The organism is Stenotrophomonas sp. 2YAF26, assembly GCF_052114625.1.
In the GTDB taxonomy this organism is placed as follows: domain Bacteria; phylum Pseudomonadota; class Gammaproteobacteria; order Xanthomonadales; family Xanthomonadaceae; genus Stenotrophomonas; species Stenotrophomonas indicatrix.
In genome coordinates this window covers 227,349-245,446 of sequence record NZ_JBFRFC010000008.1, presented here as the reverse complement: position 1 = coordinate 245,446, position 18,098 = coordinate 227,349, and the positions used below count along the sequence as shown (strand labels likewise).

At 62.2% G+C, this 18,098-nt stretch carries 21 protein-coding genes; 6 read left to right on the top strand and 15 right to left on the bottom strand.

The features are described 5' to 3' along the window. The 13 genes from AB4Y98_RS11215 to AB4Y98_RS11155 form a co-directional block, all read right to left on the bottom strand. Positions 1–548: type IV secretion system protein (locus AB4Y98_RS11215; protein WP_442244356.1), on the bottom strand; the 548-nt coding region annotated here is incomplete at its 3' end. A gap of 75 nt (positions 549–623) precedes the next feature. After that, on the bottom strand, positions 624–1,415 hold the full coding sequence (locus AB4Y98_RS11210) for a hypothetical protein (RefSeq protein ID WP_363734370.1): 792 nt from the start codon (positions 1,413–1,415) through the stop codon (positions 624–626). Between the two features lie 59 nt (positions 1,416–1,474). Then, positions 1,475–3,913 carry a VirB4 family type IV secretion/conjugal transfer ATPase gene (locus AB4Y98_RS11205; protein ID WP_223495491.1) on the bottom strand — a complete coding sequence of 813 codons (2,439 nt, stop codon included), beginning with the start codon at positions 3,911–3,913 and terminating at the stop codon, positions 1,475–1,477. 84 nt (positions 3,914–3,997) lie between these two features. Continuing rightward, the gene (locus AB4Y98_RS11200; protein ID WP_154880788.1) at positions 3,998–4,306 is read right to left on the bottom strand and encodes a type IV secretion system protein VirB3; all 309 of its coding nucleotides are present in this window, start codon (positions 4,304–4,306) and stop codon (positions 3,998–4,000) included. Beyond that, a complete protein-coding gene (locus AB4Y98_RS11195) occupies positions 4,299–4,709 on the bottom strand; it encodes a TrbC/VirB2 family protein (protein WP_154880790.1) in 411 nt (136 codons plus the stop codon). Before AB4Y98_RS11195 ends, AB4Y98_RS11200 begins: the two co-directional genes overlap by 8 nt. 73 nt (positions 4,710–4,782) lie before the next feature. After that, positions 4,783–5,754, bottom strand: coding sequence for a lytic transglycosylase domain-containing protein (locus AB4Y98_RS11190; protein ID WP_442244355.1), 972 nt, complete (start codon positions 5,752–5,754; stop codon positions 4,783–4,785). 3 nt (positions 5,755–5,757) lie between these two features. Beyond that, positions 5,758–6,801 (bottom strand): P-type DNA transfer ATPase VirB11, encoded by a 1,044-nt coding sequence (gene virB11 / locus AB4Y98_RS11185; RefSeq protein ID WP_132824812.1) that lies wholly within the window; start codon positions 6,799–6,801, stop codon positions 5,758–5,760. A gap of 12 nt (positions 6,802–6,813) precedes the next feature. After that, a complete protein-coding gene (locus AB4Y98_RS11180; RefSeq protein ID WP_363734372.1) occupies positions 6,814–8,082 on the bottom strand; it encodes a TrbI/VirB10 family protein in 1,269 nt (422 codons plus the stop codon). Further along, positions 8,079–8,858: a TrbG/VirB9 family P-type conjugative transfer protein gene (locus AB4Y98_RS11175; protein WP_176020365.1), complete on the bottom strand. Its 780-nt coding sequence runs from the start codon at positions 8,856–8,858 to the stop codon at positions 8,079–8,081. Before AB4Y98_RS11175 ends, AB4Y98_RS11180 begins: the two co-directional genes overlap by 4 nt. Continuing rightward, the gene (locus tag AB4Y98_RS11170) at positions 8,855–9,880 is read right to left on the bottom strand and encodes a virB8 family protein (protein ID WP_442244354.1); all 1,026 of its coding nucleotides are present in this window, start codon (positions 9,878–9,880) and stop codon (positions 8,855–8,857) included. The genes AB4Y98_RS11175 and AB4Y98_RS11170 overlap by 4 nt, the downstream gene beginning before the upstream one ends. An 89-nt stretch (positions 9,881–9,969) precedes the next feature. Continuing rightward, a complete protein-coding gene (locus AB4Y98_RS11165) occupies positions 9,970–10,416 on the bottom strand; it encodes a hypothetical protein (RefSeq protein WP_025878721.1) in 447 nt (148 codons plus the stop codon). A 416-nt stretch (positions 10,417–10,832) separates the two neighbouring features. Further along, on the bottom strand, positions 10,833–12,512 hold the full coding sequence (locus tag AB4Y98_RS11160) for a type IV secretory system conjugative DNA transfer family protein (protein WP_032976218.1): 1,680 nt from the start codon (positions 12,510–12,512) through the stop codon (positions 10,833–10,835). A gap of 36 nt (positions 12,513–12,548) precedes the next feature. After that, a complete protein-coding gene (locus AB4Y98_RS11155) occupies positions 12,549–12,806 on the bottom strand; it encodes a hypothetical protein (protein ID WP_025878723.1) in 258 nt (85 codons plus the stop codon). Positions 12,807–12,928: 122 nt separating this feature from the next. Between AB4Y98_RS11155 and AB4Y98_RS11150 the strand changes: the two genes are divergently transcribed. Further along, positions 12,929–13,381 carry a phosphohydrolase gene (locus AB4Y98_RS11150; RefSeq protein ID WP_394196461.1) on the top strand — a complete coding sequence of 151 codons (453 nt, stop codon included), beginning with the start codon at positions 12,929–12,931 and terminating at the stop codon, positions 13,379–13,381. A 78-nt stretch (positions 13,382–13,459) separates the two neighbouring features. Further along, positions 13,460–14,668, top strand: coding sequence for an MFS transporter (locus AB4Y98_RS11145; RefSeq protein WP_394196463.1), 1,209 nt, complete (start codon positions 13,460–13,462; stop codon positions 14,666–14,668). Positions 14,669–14,759: 91 nt separating this feature from the next. Here the strand turns inward: AB4Y98_RS11145 and AB4Y98_RS11140 are convergent, their stop codons facing one another. Next, complete coding sequence (locus AB4Y98_RS11140; RefSeq protein ID WP_394196465.1) at positions 14,760–15,047, bottom strand: barstar family protein; 288 nt, start codon at positions 15,045–15,047, stop codon at positions 14,760–14,762. A gap of 177 nt (positions 15,048–15,224) precedes the next feature. Here AB4Y98_RS11140 and AB4Y98_RS11135 point away from each other — a divergent pair, with 177 nt between their 5' ends. The 4 genes from AB4Y98_RS11135 to AB4Y98_RS11120 all read left to right on the top strand — a co-directional run bounded on the left by AB4Y98_RS11135 (position 15,225) and on the right by AB4Y98_RS11120 (position 16,450). Next, positions 15,225–15,473 carry a hypothetical protein gene (locus AB4Y98_RS11135; protein ID WP_025878727.1) on the top strand — a complete coding sequence of 83 codons (249 nt, stop codon included), beginning with the start codon at positions 15,225–15,227 and terminating at the stop codon, positions 15,471–15,473. A gap of 9 nt (positions 15,474–15,482) precedes the next feature. Continuing rightward, complete coding sequence (locus tag AB4Y98_RS11130) at positions 15,483–15,659, top strand: hypothetical protein (RefSeq protein WP_223482921.1); 177 nt, start codon at positions 15,483–15,485, stop codon at positions 15,657–15,659. Between the two features lie 144 nt (positions 15,660–15,803). Further along, a complete protein-coding gene (locus AB4Y98_RS11125) occupies positions 15,804–16,073 on the top strand; it encodes a hypothetical protein (RefSeq protein ID WP_312106567.1) in 270 nt (89 codons plus the stop codon). Positions 16,074–16,201: 128 nt separating this feature from the next. Beyond that, positions 16,202–16,450 carry a hypothetical protein gene (locus AB4Y98_RS11120; RefSeq protein WP_100436505.1) on the top strand — a complete coding sequence of 83 codons (249 nt, stop codon included), beginning with the start codon at positions 16,202–16,204 and terminating at the stop codon, positions 16,448–16,450. A 38-nt stretch (positions 16,451–16,488) separates the two neighbouring features. Here the strand turns inward: AB4Y98_RS11120 and AB4Y98_RS11115 are convergent, their stop codons facing one another. Then, a complete protein-coding gene (locus AB4Y98_RS11115; protein WP_394196468.1) occupies positions 16,489–18,024 on the bottom strand; it encodes an FAD-dependent monooxygenase in 1,536 nt (511 codons plus the stop codon). Between the last annotated feature and the right edge of the window lie 74 nt (positions 18,025–18,098).

Below are 18,098 nucleotides of genomic sequence, written 5' to 3'. Positions count from 1 at the left end.
CCGGTTCCCAGGCCAACTGCCCACAAGGCACGATTCTTGTCGTCGCGCAGGTTGCCGTCATCAAGCACTTTGATCGCATCGATGCTCGACAGGCCTACCTGCATCCAGGCAAGGCTCTTGTCGATCTGGTCCTCCGGCGAATCATTCTTCCCGGTCACCACATAGGTGATCTCGTTCTTGACGTCCTTGATCAGGAAGTTCTTCAGGCTGCCACCGAACATCGCCATGCTGGTGGCAACACTGACGATCAACGCGGCACGCGCCATGTTGGTCACCAGAATCATCATCGAGTCGCGACTGCGGCCGGTAACGATGCGGAAGCCCTGGATAAGCACCCAGAGGGTCATCAGGGTCAACGCAATGCCGCCGACCCACGCCATCATGTTGCCAAGCAACTCGATGCCGAAATCGTCGATCCGCTTGCGCAGGTAAGACAGGATCGACCGGAAGAAGACGAAGTCCCCGATCGACTGGACCCGCACGGCGTAACTTAGGAGCTCGTGGAGGCCGCCTGAAAAATCAAAGCTTGTGATCGATCGAATGTTCATTCCTGATGTTCCTGTCTGATTCCTTCACGCCGGGCGCCGTTACCCGGCAGGTGCATCCACGCATTCCGGCTTCGATCACTTGATGCTCAGCGCTGCATTCAGTGCGACGGTCTTGACCAGATCACTGGCCAGGCCCTTCTTGCCCTTCAATGCCTGCTGCGCCACGATCTTCTGATTGGCTTCCATCACTTCGATGTAAGAGTCGTACGCCTTGATGCGCGACTCGAAATTCTGGATCGACGCGTTCATTTCATTGGCGGTACGCAGCGAATCGTTCGCAACCGCGTTCATGTCGCCGAGGCGATTGCTACCGAAACGGATCGAAGCGATTTCATCGAGACTCTTGATGAAGGACGGCCCGGTCCTTTCCATGAAATCGACCGCATCGTTGTACTTGCGGTTCTGCATCATGCGGATATTCACGCAGATCTGCTTCTGCTGATCCTTCCAGTCACCGGTGGAATCGAAAACGATGGAGGTCAGCATGCCCTTCAGATCGGAGCCGGTACCACAGGTTTCAGCGACCAGATACTTGGGAGCCACCCGGGTCAACGGGGCGGCATCAGGCAAACCGAAATCGTTGGTGATGCCCTGGATCTTCACCAGAAGCTCCTGGTACTCCTTGATCGTCTGCGTCCATTCTTTCACCCAGTTCGCGTTTTCCTTGATGTACTGGGTCTTTTCCTGAATCTTGGATGCGAGCGTATTGAGCTGATTGAAGATGTGCTGGAACAGTGCAGGACCGGTTTCCTGCACGGGGCCGAGGGCACCCGCGTTCGTTGCCGAAAGAGCCAAGGCAACGCCGAGCACTTTGGCCACCGGCTTGAGTACCTTGCGGGTGTTAGCCCGACGCTTGACGTTATCCATGAAGAAACTCCTCTTGTGCTGATTGACATCCACTTGCCTGTCTCCTGATCGCGCCGCCGTCAGGCGGCATCGGACTGGGCCCCTTTGCCCGAACCCTTTCGATTCTTGTAGAAATCTTCAAGCCACTGTTCCGGCGTCAATTCATCCACCGTCACTCGTGCGCGTACTGCGGCTGTCTGCAGGACGCGATGCATGATGTCGATGTTGTCGGTCGACGCCGAGATCACCGACAGAATGTCGTCCATCCCGCGCAGATTGAGCTGGCACACGCTGGACGCGTGCCCCTGCTTGACCAGGAAGCAGCGCGAGCGCTCATCCAAGGCGGTGACCACCTTGAACTCGGCCTCGGTCAGCTTCAGGCCGTCCATATAATCGCTCTTGCTGGCATTGGGGTTGGGCAGCAGGATCAGCGTTGCGGTCTGTTCGATCAGCGCAGCGGAAATGTCGCTCTTCAGCGCATCTTCCGGACTCTGCGTCGCGAAGATGCCCAGGCCATTCTGCTTACGGATGGTCTTCTGCTTGTTCTTGGCGAATTCCTTCAGGCCACCCTCACCGTCCAGAATCTTCCAGAATTCGTCCATCACGTAGATCAATGGACGACCGTCGATCAGCGACTCCAGGCGATGCAGCAGGTAGTTGATGACCGGCACGCGCACTTCAGGGTTGTCGATGATGTCGGTGTAGTCGAAACCGATGATGTTGGCCTTGCTCAGGTCCACGGTATCCACCGGGTTGTCGAACACCCAGCCCAGCGAGTTGCCCGAGGTCCAGCGGCGCATGCGCGCGTACAGGCCGTCGTCGCCCATGTTGGGCAGGCTCTTCTGGAAATTGGTCATGCTGCGCAGGTGCATCGGCGTGTCAAGCATGCTCTCCACCGCGCGGTAGATATCCTCTTCTTCGCGGGAGCTGTACTCGCGCTTGCCTGCCAGCACCTTGATCAGGTCAGCCAGGAACTGCACATTGCTTTCGTTGTTCTCGCACTGGAACGGATTGAAGCCGGTCGGCGCGCCGTTCTCCAGGGCCAGATAGTTGCCACCGCAAGCGCGCACGAAGATCTCCGCGCCGCGGTCCTTGTCGAAGAAGAAGATGGTCGGCGATGGCTCGTACTTCTGCACCTGGCTGAGCAGGAAGTTGATCAGCGCGGTCTTACCGGTACCCGACTTACCAATCACCATGGTGTTGGCGATCGCCTTTTCACCCAGCGAGTTTTCCGACGGATGGGTGGCATGGAAGTTGAAGTAGTACGGCTGGCCGTTGGTCGTCTGCAACGTGGTGACGCAGTCGCCCCACGGATTGTTGTGCTGCTTGCCGGTGGCGAAGTTGTGCAGTGGCGACAGACCGAGGAAGTTCAGCGAGCTGACGTTGGCCAGGCGAGTGCGGAAGCGCCAGTTGGCCGGAATCTGCGAATAGAACGACGAGGTGACAGCCAAGTCTTCCTTGGTGGTCACGAAGCCGGCATTGGAAAGCTCGGCACGGGTGGTAGCCACGTTCTGGGACAGCTTGGCCTGGCTGTCGCCATAGACCGCCATGATGAAGTGGTACTCGCCCAGTACGAAGTTGCCAGATGACAGATGGTCCATCGCCTGGTCGAGCTCGACGATCTGGCTGACGGCCTTGTCACCGGAGGAAATCATCATGCCTTTGGTGCGGTCGAGCACCTTCAGCGCGTCCTGGCGCCCCATCGGGCTGAACGAATGGGTGATGACATACTCGAAGTCCAGATACTTCAGTCCATTGAGGATGCCCGGGTAGGTGCCCTCGGCATACTCCTTGATGTTGAGGATGGCGCCGAAGTGATTGACGCCGTTGGGCGTGTTGATCACGAAGTCGCCGGTCTTGGCCGAGAACATGTGCCGGCTGACCGGCAGGTAGTCCTTCACTGGTGCCGACAGCACCGGCACGGGCTCATCGATGCGATTGATCAAGTAGCCGAAGAGCTCCAGGGTCTCGGAGAACACCACGCCGTTCTTGGCTTCGTACATGCCCAGGCGGTACGGCGCGTAGTCGCGGATGACGGCTTCGACGTTGCCAGCCAGTTCCATCAGCTTCTCGACGGCCTGTTCCTGCTCGGCGCGGAGCTTGTCGACGTTGGCCGACTTCTCCACGAAGCGCTTGCCGGCCACTACCGGCCGGTAGAGCATGGTCAGGTACAGCTCGTTCTGCATGATGCGCTGCGAGGACAGCATGCCCATGTACTGGTCGGACACGTCCTGGTTGAAGCGCTGCTTGTAGCTGCTCTTGCCCTTCAACGTGCGGCGACGGCGGATGTCATGCACCCAGAAGGCGACGTTGACGAAATCCGGCGCGCGCAGCGTCTGCAGCAACCGATTGAAGGTGTTATGCCGATGTTCCAGCTCCCACTCCTCGCGCCCCACGAACGGCAACCCTTCCAGGTGCCAGGTCAACAGATAGTCGCCGCCCGTGGTCTTCACCACGTTCGGGGCTACATGCGAGGACAGAGGAATGAATTCGCTGATGGACGTATCTGGGCTGAACATACGACTGCTTCCAAAGGGTACTGCCGACGAAGATTCGGAGTGGACCAGGTGGGCGTCTGACGCCCACCTGGTCCGGTCCAGCCCTCAATCCATTCGGGCCGGTTTGTTGCGGTAATGATTCGGGTTGAACACCCACATTCCTTCGTGTTCCTGCACGTTGCGAACCCGGAGCTTGAACATCAGCCTCAGGCCCAGCAGCCGGAAGATCATCTCGTCACGCTTGGCCATCTGACGCATGATGAAGATGGCCACCGGAATGGTCAGCAGGAACCAGAAGTTCGTGTACATGCTCAAGAGCAACAACCCGCCGGCCACCATAAAGAACGGCAGGTAGGGAACGCCCAGAAACATCGCTGGGCGTGTGCAACCCCGGAACAGAACGTTCTTATGCACTGTAGTACTGGATGGCGTTCTGAATCAGGTAGGTCGTGCCGCCGCTGCCGCCACACTTACCGTCGCTGCCATCACCCAGCAGCATGCGCGCGATCTGACCTGCGGCACCGATCAGCACGCCACCGATCAGGATCGACGCGACATCAGAGATGCGCTTGTGTGCGAACGCAATCTGGTAACCGGCGAAGATGACCGCGATGGTCACCACGGCGATCGAGGCAATATTCAGCAGGCCATTGATGTTGTTGAAGAAGCCGCAGACCTTTTCGTCGGTGCCACCGAAATCGGTGGCCCCGGAGGCAAACACCTGCGGAGCAAACACGGCGCCAGCAAAGAAGGTGGCCATCAGCAGGGTCTTCAGCGTGCGCTGGGCCTGGACGAGGTCGAGATTGGATCGCTTCATGGATTGATTTCCTTGTTGATGGACTAACACAACTGAATCGACCAGCCGGGGGACTGGTCGTACCACGACTTCGTCAGAACACGAAGGCCGCATCCCCTGCGGGAATCTGTTGCACCGGCGCTGCCGCTGGCGCGTTGTATGCGTTGCCGTTTCCGGCCACAGGTGCGTTCCGCTCGCTCCATGGGCGCAGCATGACCGGGGCATCGTCGCCGGCGACGGCTCCGGGAAGCTGCTGCGGCATGACAGGCCCGCCCTGCCCCTGCCTGCCTTGCGGATTCTGCTGCGGAATCTGCTGCGGCGACTGCGGATAGCCTGCGCCTGCCGGGCCTTCCGGCTGCATCATTCGATCCACCGAACCCAGCACAACGCGGGACAGCGCCTGATCGGCAAGATTGACCAGACTGCTGCGCGCCATCGCACCGGTAGACGGATAGACGGTATAGGCGCGTGCCGGATCGTTGGACGGCACGTACACCGGAGTACTGGCCTGGGCGACGATGCGTGCCTGTGCCGGAGACGCCAGTTGTGGGTGATGCTCGACTTTGACGGTACGGCGCTCACCACGATTGATCACGTCGATCGGCGCAACGCCATTGGAGGCAACCTGCTGTCCACGACGGATCGAGTCATACACTTTCTGCACATAACCGTGGCGGAAGCCGGTTTCGAAGTTGCCCGAGTAGTAGCAACTGAACGACTTGCCCCAATCCTTGCCCGAGCGCTTGTAACACTCGGCAAGGATGCGCGAACCCGCCTGCAGGTTCGGGCACTGCTGGAATGCCTTTTCGTACGAATCCAGGCCGTACTTGGCCAGGTTGTAGCGATTGACCTGGGCCAGGCCGATGGAGAAGTTGTAACCCTTCTCCTCCAGCATGCGCACGGTGGCGAGCGCTTCGTCCAGCGCCTTGGGCTGGCGCGCCAGTGCACCACCAACCACGCCAATGGCGTAGGGGTTGCTCGAAGATTCCACGTTGATGACGTGCTGCATGACGTCCATCGAGACGGCCATCTCCGGGCACGCCATCATTTCAAGTCCTGGCAACATCGCTCAGCCCTCCTGCCCCTGGGCGCGCCCAGGATTGAAATCGATACCGGTGATATAGCGCGAGCCTGCATGCGCCTTGATATGCACGACGATGTCGATGGTCATCATCAGCAGACGCTTGATGACGTTGAATTCCAGACCCGAACCTTCGGTCGACGCCTTCACCATCAGCGCCAGCTGGTCCCAGGTCTGCTCCGGGCTGCCGGCGTGGCAGCTGGTGATCGAGCCGGGGTGACCAGACGCGCAGTTACGGATGAAGTAGAACGCCTCATCGCCACGCAGCTCGGCGAGGATGATGCGTTCGGGCTTCATGCGCAGGCAGGCCTCCATGCAACTCTTGGCCGTCACGTTGCTGGCACTCTGCCCGCCCTTGGAATAAAGCAGGTGCACGACATTGGGTTGGGTCAGAAACAGTTCGCGCGCATCTTCGATGGTGACCAAGCGCTCGCTGTCCGGGATATGGTTGACCAGCGCCTTCATGAAGGTGGTCTTGCCGCTACCGGTGGCGCCAGAGACGACGATGTTCTTGCGGTACATCACCGCACGCCTGAAGAACTCGGCGTACTCACGCTGCTGCCGCAGCTCCAGCAGTTCGCGATCCTGCTCGCTGAGGCTTCCATCCTGCTCAAGAATCTGGTTGAAGAAACCATCTTCGTGATACTGGGTAAGTGACTTGGTGTGCTTGGACGGCAGACGGATCGTGATTGATACCTTGCCGGCGTCGCAGGCTGGCGGAATCACGAACTGTGCGCGCTGCCCGGTCGGGAAGGTCAGGGACACCACCGGATCGGCATCGGTGATGCGCTGACCGGTGTTGCTCTCGTTGACCACCGCGGTGCAGAACTGCCGGGCCCGCTCGAACGTCAGACCCGGCACATCCACATGCTGCCACCCTGCCCGCGTCTCCAGGTACAGCTCGCCCGGACGGTTGATGCAGATTTCCGTCACGTCAGGCGAGGTCATGTACTCGGCGATGCCCAGCACTTCGTACTGATAGCGCAGGAAATCGCTGGAGACGAGGGCGAGGGGTGACACTTCGGCGTCCATGATGGTTCCGGGTTACCGGCGCGGGTTCAGCACGCTGGTGAAATCAACGTCCTTTGCGACGTAGACATTCACGATCGTGCCCTGGTTGATGGTGACAGTCGGCGGACGACGACCTTCGCTAAGGGCCTCATTGGCCAGACGCTCCATGGTGCGCGCGGTAGCGCTCTCATAGGGCGAGCGGACAGCGAACCCATTGCTGGCGACGGTGGTCGACTCCGGACCATGCTCTGCGGCGGCGTACTTGAACGCATCCGCAATCAGGCTGATCATCAGCGCCGAACCGATGCGGCTGGCCCAGTGAGCGCTGTACTGGCCCGGGTGACCGGCGCCACCCAACTGGTCCACGCCAGGGCTCGACATGGCAACGTCGATGCCATTCGGGGTGGTGATGCGATCCCAGATGACTTCAACGCGCTTGCCAGTGGGGCCGCCACCGTATGCACCGTAGATCTTCGAGCCCTTCGGCAGCAGCAGATTGCGGCCATTGATCGAATAGACCGGCTCGGTCACCAAGCAGGACGTGTAGCCTGCAATATCGGTAATGATGCGGGTTTCGAGTACGCAGCGCAGGTAAGTACCTCGCACCAGCAGCGCATCGGGGCTACGGATGTAACTGGCGTTGGATACATCTTCCACATCCGGTCCGCGACGCACCTTGGCTGGCGCGCCAGCCTGCCCGCCCATCATCGCCGCCTGCATCTGCAGGGTACGGGTCAGCTCATCGCCCTGTGCAGCCTGGCCTTCCACAGCATCGCCGTTACCAACGAAGCCTCCGTTACCCACACCCATGCGGCGCTCGGCCAGGGTCGGGCCACGCGGACCTTCGCTCTCGCTCATGCTCAGCGGCGACGGTGCGCGGGTCGGTCCCACCGGCTCCTCGGGCAGCAACGGGAGCGGCTGGGCCACCGGAATCGGTGCCGTGGCCGGATTGTCTGCGCCCACGTTGGGCAGGGTCGGAGTAGTGGCACGCGCTACTTCCGGAACCTTGGAACCGGAATCCTTGTCTTCCTGCCCCTTGCGGAACAGCAGGAAGCCCATGGCCACCACCAATAGCAGGATGCCGCCAAGGAAGAGCAGCGCCTTGCGATTCAGGCGTTGTTCCTCAGCCGAGCGCAACTGAGGGGCGCCGGCATCCAGGTCGGGTGCAGGGCCAGCCTGAGTGTTGCCGAAATAGGGATTGGACGACGCCTCGGGCGCAGCGCCAGAAGCGCTGCCGTACGGGCTCTGGCTGTCGTCGCGCCCGTTGTTTGGATCGCTTCCGGGAGTGTTCTGCTGGCTCATTTCTTCACGTTCCTTCGCAGACCAACGACGAAATCGCCGTGGCGGATGACCAGGTACGGGTAGGTCCCGTGGACGATCAAGGTATTGCCTTCAACGGTGGTGTTGACCACGAAATCCTCGCCGTACTCCTTCTCACGGCCGAACACGGCCGGGAAAATGCCGGTCTTGTACTCCGGCGAGTTCGGAAGTTTCAGGTAGGTGAAACGACCATCGTCGTACGCGTTGACCGGAATCAGCCACCCCATCTTCTTCGCCTTGCTGGTCGAATAGGAGTAGTTGAAGTTGTACTGGCGATCCTTGGCCAACTCCGTGCTCAACAGCGGCTGTGCCTCTTCCTCCACGGCCTCCTGGGCAACACCGAACACGGTGTCGTTCGGGTAGCTGAAGGCGATCTTGTACTGCACGCCGGCACGACGGGCCTGCTCGAGCTGGCGCCAATCGGTCGCCACCACCTTCAGTTCGAAGATGTACGAATGGGTCTCGGTGCGCACCATCATGTTGGTGTCGACATCGACGTTTTTCGGCTTGATGTAGAACACGTTCTCGCGGCGGGTCAGCTCCCAGCCGCTGCTGAAACCAGTGCTGTAGTCGAGGATCTTTTCGTTCGGGCTCAGCTCGATCTGGGTGGTCAGACCCAGGCCGGTGCGAACCGGATAGATGCGGTCCTTCTCATACTCGTAATGGTCTACCGCCTGTGCCATCGCCGCGGTGGAAAACACCAGCGACAGCAACGACAGCAGCGCCAATGCGCTCCCCCTGACTTTTCGACTACTCATCGGTTGCTTGCTCCATCAGCATTTCCGGTGGAATTGTTCGGCGCCGGCGGCATGGCCTGCCCCTGCTGCATCGGTTGCCCCTGCATCGGTTGCCCCTGCATCGGTTGCCCCTGCATCGACTGGCCTTGCATCGGTTGCCCCTGCTCATTGACTGGCACTGCCACAGGTTGGCCCGTTGCAGGATCAATCATGGTTGCCGCGGCAGGGTTGTTCGGATCATAGATGCCCTGTGCCTGCTGCGCGGCCTGCTGCGCCTGCGCCTGCATCGCGCCATCGTCCGGCACCGGCACGCCACGTGCGTAATCGTTGTCCACGCGGTATTCGGTGACCTGGAAGGCGAGCGGGTTGAGCACACGATCCTGTTCGGACAGCGCCAGATTCTGGTTGTACTCGAAGCGCATCGTCACCAGCTGGTTGTCCAGATAGGTAGCCGCGCCACTACGCTTGTCGAGCAGGCTGCGCTGGATGCGCACCGAAGCGCCGCGGAAACTGCCGTTCGCCTCAGTACCCAAGGGGGTGATGCTGAGGATCTTGACCCGGATCGCTTTCTCGCGACCGTACATCACGAACGGGTTCTGCGGGTTGTTGCCGGCATAGCGCTGACGCATGCTCTGGGCGACAGGACCGCTGGACATCACAAACACCAGCTCCCAGTCGCGCAGGCCCATCACCGCCGAGTCGTATGACTCACGCGCCAGCACGTACTGGGCGACGTTGCTGCGGTTGACCGCTTCGTTGCTGGTGATCGTCTCGCCCTGGAACGTGCCGCGCAGGCGCGCAACCGTCGCCGTACCCGTATAGGCATCAGCCATCACCAGGAAAGGCACTTTCTCCTTCAGTGGCAGCATGTAGTAGTAGCCACCGGCCAACGCCAGCGACATCAGCAACGAACCGGTGGCGACCCACCAGGCACGACGCTCGCTTCGCCTGGCCATGTCGGCCACGGTGATCTCGTAGCTGACCGCCTTGGCGACCGACTGCTCGACCTTGGGGCTGTTGCCTGCATCCTTCTTGCGGAACATGGATTCTTCCGTACTGCTGAAACATCAATGGGCGCGACGCCCCTGCGCCAGGCGCGGGGTGCGGCACGTTCGATGATTTCGACGCGGTCTCAGCTGCCGCTGCTGGCTTCGGGATCCTGGGCCGACGCGGTTGGCGTCGATCCAGCGCTCTGCACGACGATCTGGTTGCCGACGATGGAGACGGAAACGCCCTGCGCCGCATAGGCCGCCGTGAGATCGATCACGGCCTGCTGTGCGTTGGTGGTGTCGATCTCCGACACCGCGCCATACAGGGTGAAATCCGAACTGAGGCGATAGTCCAGCGTGCGACCGGAATCCTTGGCCCAGCGCTCGAGCATCGCCTTCAGCGTACGATCCATCGGCGACGCCTGATAGACGTAACTGGAGTACAGCGGAATCTCGGTCGGAGCCGTCGCGAAACGGTTGACCGGCTTCCAGCGCCCTCCGAAGTCGGGTGCGGGCTTGGTAGCACAACCTGCCACCATCAACGCCGCCACTGCGGCGATGGACATTTTTGCAATAAACGCCTGATTCATACGGGCTTCACTTTGACGTACGAAAAAGCAGTCCCGATGTTGGTCCCTTGGTCGTTCGGCACTGCGCGATGCACGCCGAAAACGTAACGAATGCACTGCTTAACAGCACATGGGCACGGTTCCCCTGCAGCTCGAAAGCTGCCAACCAAGTCGCGTGAAGCAACCTCATCCGAGGCCCCTTTCACGCACCCTCACCAACGTCGGAACCATCCCTGTTCCCATGGCTGAAACTCCTGGCCACTCTGAAAGCATGACGAATCACACAGATTCGCAAGCCACGCATAGAGTCGCACAACTACGCGTCAATTCGATGTCAGACAAATCTGAATTTTGACCAACGTATGGCGTTTCTTTGACGCGTCTCACTAATTCACATCAATGAACGCGTGCATCCGTCACACTTTCAAGGCTTCAACTTAGACATCAAGCATCGGCACGTCAACCTTTGGCAGTAGACGTGACGTGAAATAGCGGTCCTTGTAATAGCGAATCTTGTCGCACTTGACCGGATGTGGGATGCCTTCGTACAGGAAGACTTCCTTGTCCGGCCCCATGGCCTTGAGCTCCTGCGGCAGCATCAGCGCGCGACGCTCCTCGGTGAAGCTATGGGTCTTTTCACGCGCGTGGGTGACGTTCTTCTTGCGGATGGTGGTGTAGCCCAGCATGTCCGAGTAGTCGTTGGCATCCTGCTGTTCGCGCGGGGCGTACAGGATCTGCAGCGCATGGTTGGTGATGATCGTGCGCGAGACCTCGCGGCCATAGGTGGCATCGAGCTGCGACATGCTCTGGATGATCGGCAGCAGGCGCACGTTGTAACCGGCCATGTAGGACACCGCCGAGGCGATGATTTCGACCTTGCCGATCGAGGTGAATTCGTCCATCAACAGCAGGCACTGGTACTTCAGGTCCGGATTGGACTTGGGCAGTTCCTTGGTGTTGAGGTTGATCAGCTGGCTGAAGAACAGGTTGATGATCAATCGGCTTTCGGCCAGCTTGTTGGGCTGGATGCCGATGTAGATGGTCATCTTCTTCTTGCGCACGTCGGTGAGCAGGAAGTCGTTGGTGCTGGTGGCCTTGTCCAGGACCGGGTTGATCCAGGGGTTCAGCGGTTCCTTGAAGGTACCCAGGATCGAGGCGAAGGTCTCGTCGGCCTGGGACAGCATGTTGGCGAATGCCGAGCGCGCGTTGCTGCTGAGGAATGGGCGCTCGGACAGGCCCTTGAGGAACTTCTTCAGGTCGCTGCCATCGCCGGAGGACAGGCGGTAGACCGCACCCAGGGTCGGCGTGCCCTGCCCGCCCGGGAAGCCGCTGCTGCGCTCGTCATCCCAGTTCTCGAACAGGTACAGGGTGAAGGCGATGAAGGCATTGCGCGCCTGGCTGATCCAGAACTTCTGGTCTTCCGAGCCATCCGGATACAGCATCGCACCGATGCTCATCAGGTCCGAGACACGGAACGCCGGGTCGTCGGAGACATAGCTGAGCGGGTTCCAGCGATGGGTGCGGCGATCTTCGGCGAAGGGGTTGAACAGGTAGATCTCCTGCCCCTGGCTGGCGCGCCAACCACTGGTCAGGTCGAAGTTTTCCTGCTTGATGTCCAGCACCACCAGCGATTCGCCGTACTCCAGCAGGTTCGGGATGACCACGCCGACGCCCTTGCCCGAACGGGTCGGGGCCGCCAGGATCACGAATTGCTGGCCGTCCAGCCGCACCAGCTTGCCGCCATGGCTGCCGACCACGATGCTCTGGCCGCTCTTCTTGAACATGCCGTGCTTGGCGAGATCGGCGCCGGTGGCAAAGCGCGCGTCGCCGTGCAGCGAGCGCTTGTCCTTCTTCAGCAGCACGACCAGGCCGACGATGGCCAGCACCAGCAGCGGCAAGCCGAAGCCGAGGTAGCCGGCCCATTTGATCTTGCCCACGAACGGGGCAACCTGCGGCTGGCCGAGGGCGTGGAAATACTGGTAATAGGTATTCCAGGTGAGCAGCTTGGTATCCAGACCAAGCAGCAGCAGCGTCAGGTAACCGGAAAGCACGAACCCAAGCAGCAGGGTCGCCAGCGTGATGATGGCGATGAGCAGATACTTCTTACTGGACAACACCCGAATCCTCCATGATGCGCCCGAGGGCGCGACGGCTTAGCGGCGGCGTCGCTGCGACGCCTTCCTCCGCAGGTTGACTTCATTCTCCAGCCCGGGCTCCACGCCCTCTTCCCGCACCAGTTCCTCAAGGTACCGGCGCGCATCGGCCAACGACATCAGGTCGGTCAGACGCTCCCCACCGTCGACGATGACCGCATGGCCGACCACATCGCCGGGAGCGTACACCGGCTCGTGGGTCACCGCTACCAGACGGAAGCGGCCGCGTAGTTCCAGCTGATGGGTGTATTCCTGCATGTCTCATCTCCCTGATGGAATCCAGATGCCATTCCTGCAGCGTCCGATGATGCCTGCACGGCCGTGGTGGCGGCATGCAGACAGTCCGTACGACAATACACGCTTGCACCGGGGAGATCGCAATGGACTGGGTAGCACGTGCACGCACGCTGGCGCTGGAGGCCCATGCCGGCCAGGTCGACAAGGCGGGACACCCCTACATCGGCCACGTTGGCCGGGTGGCCGCTGCCGTGCGCGGCGATGATGAAGCCGAGGCGGTGGCCTGGCTGCATGATGTGGTCGAGGACTGCCCGGCCTTCGCTGGGCAGGTGCACGCCTTTCCCGCCCCGTTGCAGGACGCGGTCCGGCTGCTGAGCCGGACGTCTGCGGCGGATGCCGACACGTACTACGCACGAATTTCGGCGAATCCGCTGGCACTGAAGGTCAAGCTGGCCGACATCGCCGACAATGCCGATGAAGCGCGGCTGGCATCGCTGGATGCCGCCACCGCCGAGCGCCTGCGTGATAAATACCGACGGGCCTTGGCGGCGCTTGGCCAGCCGGCCACGCCGGCAGCACCACCCATCGAACACTGATTTACCCCCAGCCCGGCTGATGCCTGTTGCGGTGCAGCAGTACAATGGGGCGCTTCCCCCGCCCCTTTGCGCCCCCGAATGAGCCCCAATTCCCCCCTGGCCGCTCGGCTGACGCCGCGCCAGCGCACCCTGATCATCCTCGCCCTGTCATTGGGCGGCTTTGCCATCGGCACCAGCGAATTCGCCAGCATGGGCCTGATGCTGGAGATCAGCCGCGGCCTGTCGATCAGCGAAACACAGGTCGGCCACCTGATCAGCGCATACGCCATCGGCGTGGTGGTGGGCGCACCAATCCTGGCGTTCGTTGGCGCCAGCTTCCCGCGCCGCAAGCTGCTGCTGGCACTGATGGGGTTCTATGCCGTCGGCAATCTGGCCAGCGCATTGGCCCCGAACTACGGCACGATGCTGGTGGCGCGCTTCGTCGCTGGCCTGCCGCATGGTGCCTACTTCGGCGTGGCGATGCTGGTGGCCGCAGCGATCAGCCCGGCCGGGCAGCGCGGCCAAGCAATGTCGCGCGTGCTGTTGGGGCTGTCGGTGGCGATCCTGATCGGCAATCCGCTGACCACCTGGCTGGGCCAGCAGCTGAGCTGGCGCACCGCCTTCGCCCTGGTCAGCGTGCTGGCCATCGCCACGGTGGTGATGATCGCGCGCTTCCTGCTGCCCGATCCGGATGAGGTGCGGACCTCGCCGATGCGCGAGCTGCGCGCATTCAACACCACCCAGGTTTGGCTGGCGCTGTCGATCGGCGCGGTGGGCTTTGCCGGCATGTTCTGCGTGTTCACCTACCTGGCACCGACCCTGGTGCAGGTGACCGGCGTGGCCGAGTCGTGGATGCCGCTGGCAGTAGGCGTGTTCGGCATCGGTGCGATCATCGGCAACATCGCTGGTGGCTGGCTGGTCGACAAGTTCCACTTCAAGGCCGCTGCAGTGGTGCTGGTGTGGTCGATCGTGATGCTGCTGCTGTACCCGCTGGCCGCCGAATCGGTGTGGACCATCGGCCCGATGATCATTACCGTGGGTACGATGGGCGCCCTGGCTGCGGTACTGCAGACGCGCCTGATGGACGTGGCCGGCGAGGCGCAGACCCTGGCCGCCGCCTCCAACCATGCGGCGTTCAATACCGCCAATGCGCTCGGCCCGTGGCTGGGCGGCATGGCGATCAGCGCCGGCTTCAGCCCGGCCACCACCGGTTACGTAGGTGCGGCGACTGCGGTCGGCGGCCTGCTGCTGTGGTGCGTGTCGGTGATGCTGGAGAAGCGCAGGGTTGCCATCGCCGGCAGCCGATGAACTGCGCACGGTTCGTCAGCCGTCGCCCAGGCGACGGTGTTGCCCTGGAGGCAACAGGTAGCACCGCGCTGGCAGCGGCTGCACACCGCACCTACCGCAGGCAATAGCTGAAGCGTTCGTCCAGTGCCATGGCCTCATCCTGGCGCTGCACCCGCTCAAGCACGTCGACGATCTGCTGGAAGCGAGACCCCAGCGCCTCTCTGGAAACCTGATGGCCGTTCCAGGTCAGCTGCAGCGGGCGCTCGACGCTGGCACTCAGCAGATCCCAGAGGGCGTCGAGATTGTTCCCATAACCGCGCTCGACACCCAGTGCGAGCGCCAGCGTCTCGTGGAATGCCCGCTCGCTGTGGATGCGGTTGCCGTCCAGTTCGATGTCCATTGCGGGCTACTCCGTTACCAGCGGCGAGTGGAAATTCAACCTGCATGCTATCCCAGTCGCATGCGCAGCCCTGAAGCGTAGCAGCGGACCTCGTTGACTTCGCCACCGCGCTGGCCTGACAGCCTCATCACGGTAGGAAAACGAGGATGGAGACATCTGTCTGCAACCGAGAACACCATGCCGGACACCGGCCACTTCGCCATCCATGCCTTCGAGGCCGCGTTCAACATTTCCGGCGATGTGGAGCGAATCATTTCGCTTACCGTGTCATGCCGTCATTGTGCGGAAATCACCTGCGCCCAGGATGCAAACCTGTTGCACCTGCCGGGCGGTACGCTGTTCCGTTGTGATGCCTGTGGCTGCCATCAGGCCATCAGCAATGCGCGCCTTTCGGACTGGCAACTGCCGCCCCTGCTGGGCGTATGAGGACGTACCATGCCGTTGACTGAAGAACAGTTCACCATCCTGCGCGCCATTGCCGATGCGCACCCTGTGGGAAGCGATGCGGCAACGTGGGCCGTGAAGGAAGGCCTGGCGGTGCAGGCGGAAGATGCGGATATCGATCTGACCCCACACGGGCGCGACATGCTGGCCTCCCAACCGGCGCGCTGACCGGGCAGCACTGGCATGCAGCATGCACATGCCGTGGTGAGCTCATCACGGCATTTGCGCGCTGGCGGTGCGACGAACACGCGGCGTAGATCCGCCTTGCTGCAGAGTTGCGTACGCCAGCTTCCCACGCGCGACACAGCCCTCATGCACCGCCAGCTTTCCCCCACCTGCCACGATGCTATTGCCCTGCGGGCCGGCGCGCTGGGCAGTGTGCTGGGCGTGGCGCTGTTCAAGGCCTTTGCGTTGTCCGCCGCAGCGGCCGGCTCGATGATGACGGTCGGGCTGTGGTTGCTGGGATGTATGCTGCTGGCGGCATGGGCGTTGGCGGCCTGCCTGACCTGCCTGGCCTTGAGCCGGCGCGTGTTCGTGTTGATGCTGGCGCTGTCGACGGTGTTCCTGATCTGCATTGCCTGATCGGCAGTCGGCAGCTCTCGAGTATCCCCATAATTGTTACTCAATAACAAGTGCTGCCAGTCGGGTTGCGCGTGTGCCGGGTCACGGATTGAATTCGATGGCCAGACCGGCCCTTCTGAGATCCCCCCATGCGCCTGCTGCAGCCCCTGCTCCGCTCCGCTCTCTGTTTCCTTGCTCTCGCTTCGATCAGCGCCTGTGCCACCTATGATGACTCCGCCATGCATGCCGCCTGCCAGGAGTCGCCGCATGTGAAGGACCTGCCGCCTGAGGTTGCCGCCCGCGAAAGCCGATGCAGCAAGAGCGTCGAGGTCTGGTCGAGCGAGCGCAAGGGCAGTGACCAACCGCTGGACCTGAGCGGCAAGAAGAAGGATCTCTGAAAGAGGGCGGCACAGCCCTGCGCGGGCTGCGCCGGAACTCAGGCAATCGCTTCCCTGCCAACTGAGCTCGTCCATTCCTGTACCGCCTGCGCCAGTCCTGCCGCATCGGCGCCATCACTGGCCCAGGCAACAATGCCGTCCGGACGAACCAGCAGCGCCGACAGGCCCAGCGAATCGACAGCGGGCTGCGCGATGGACAGGATGCGGGCCCGTTCAACATCAACCGCCTCGTACAACGAGGCAGCAGCATCGAACACCAGCAGCACCGCCTGCCCTGCCCGCAGTAGTTCACCCATGCGGCGACCATCGACCAGCAGGAAATCCGGCGTGCTGCGGCCCACCAGCGGATGGGTATGGCCGAGGTCCAGCTGCTGGCCCACACCCCACACGCGCTCGGCGAGATACGTGGCGCCATCACGTGTTTCTGCCAGATCGGCCACGATGGCAGCCAGTGCACGTGAGCCCGCGCTTGGGCGCATCAATGCGACCTGCGCGCGCGACCATTCCAGCACGCGCGCGCCGATCGGATGGCGTTCGGCCTGATAGGTATCCAACAGCGCATCAGCTGCCTCGCCGCGCACGACGGCGGCGAGCTTCCAGCCAAGGTTCATCGCATCGCCCAGGCCCAGATTCAGACCCTGCCCACCCAGCGGCGAATGCACATGTGCGGCATCGCCGGCCAGCAGCACGCGGCCACGACGATAGGCGGTAGCCTGCCGTGCGCCGTCGGTCCAGGTGGTGGCCAGATGCAGCGCGGTGATCGTTGCTTCGCGGCCGGAGATGCGGCGCAGCAGCGCCTGTGCCGATTCGCGATCAAGTGGCTGGCGGTGGCCCGCGCCGCCGTCGAAGTCGGCCAGGGCGATCGTGCCCGGCGGATTGAAGTTGCACATGCCCTGCGCGGTGGTGTGACGCCCCGGGCTGAGTACCGTCGGATCTTCCAGTTCAACACTGAGCGAGTGGCCGGTGAACTCTGGATCGGTACCAGCAAAGCTGAAACCACACTGCTTGCGCACGGTGCTGCGGCCTCCATCGCAGCCGACCAGCCAGCGCCCGCGGAAGGCCTGTCCGCCCGCCTCGACCTGGACCTCGTCGGCCCCCATCCGCACGCTCTGCACGCCCGCACCACGCAGGATCACTGCGCCCAGCGCCTGCGCGCGCTCGGCCAGCACGGCCTCCAGCGCCTGCAGTTCCACCGCCATCTGCGTGCCGACCGGGCTGCGCAGGCGCCAGGGCCAGCGACCGCTGTCGACGTTGTCCAGTGCAAACGGAATACCCGCGAAGTGCCCACCCAGCTTGCGTCCCTGCGAGAGCCAGTGCGCGGTTCCCGGCGGCGGCGGGCCTTTCTCCGGCTTCAGCACCTGGCCGGCTGCCACCGCGTCCAGCAGACCGCGCCGGTCGAGCGCCTCCAGCGTCGGGGCATTCAAACCGCGCAGCCCGAACGGCAGGCGCTTCAGCGGCGAATCCGGCGAGGCCGCCTGCTCCAGCACCAGCACCGCGCTTCCTGCCTGACCCAGTTCGCAGGCCAGCAACAGTCCCACCGGGCCAGCCCCGGCAATGACGACGTCGTACCGCATTGGAAATCCTCGTGAGCACCGGGTCGGCGCTCTGGCGGCGACAATGTTACACTCGGTGTATGTTTCTACAAGTG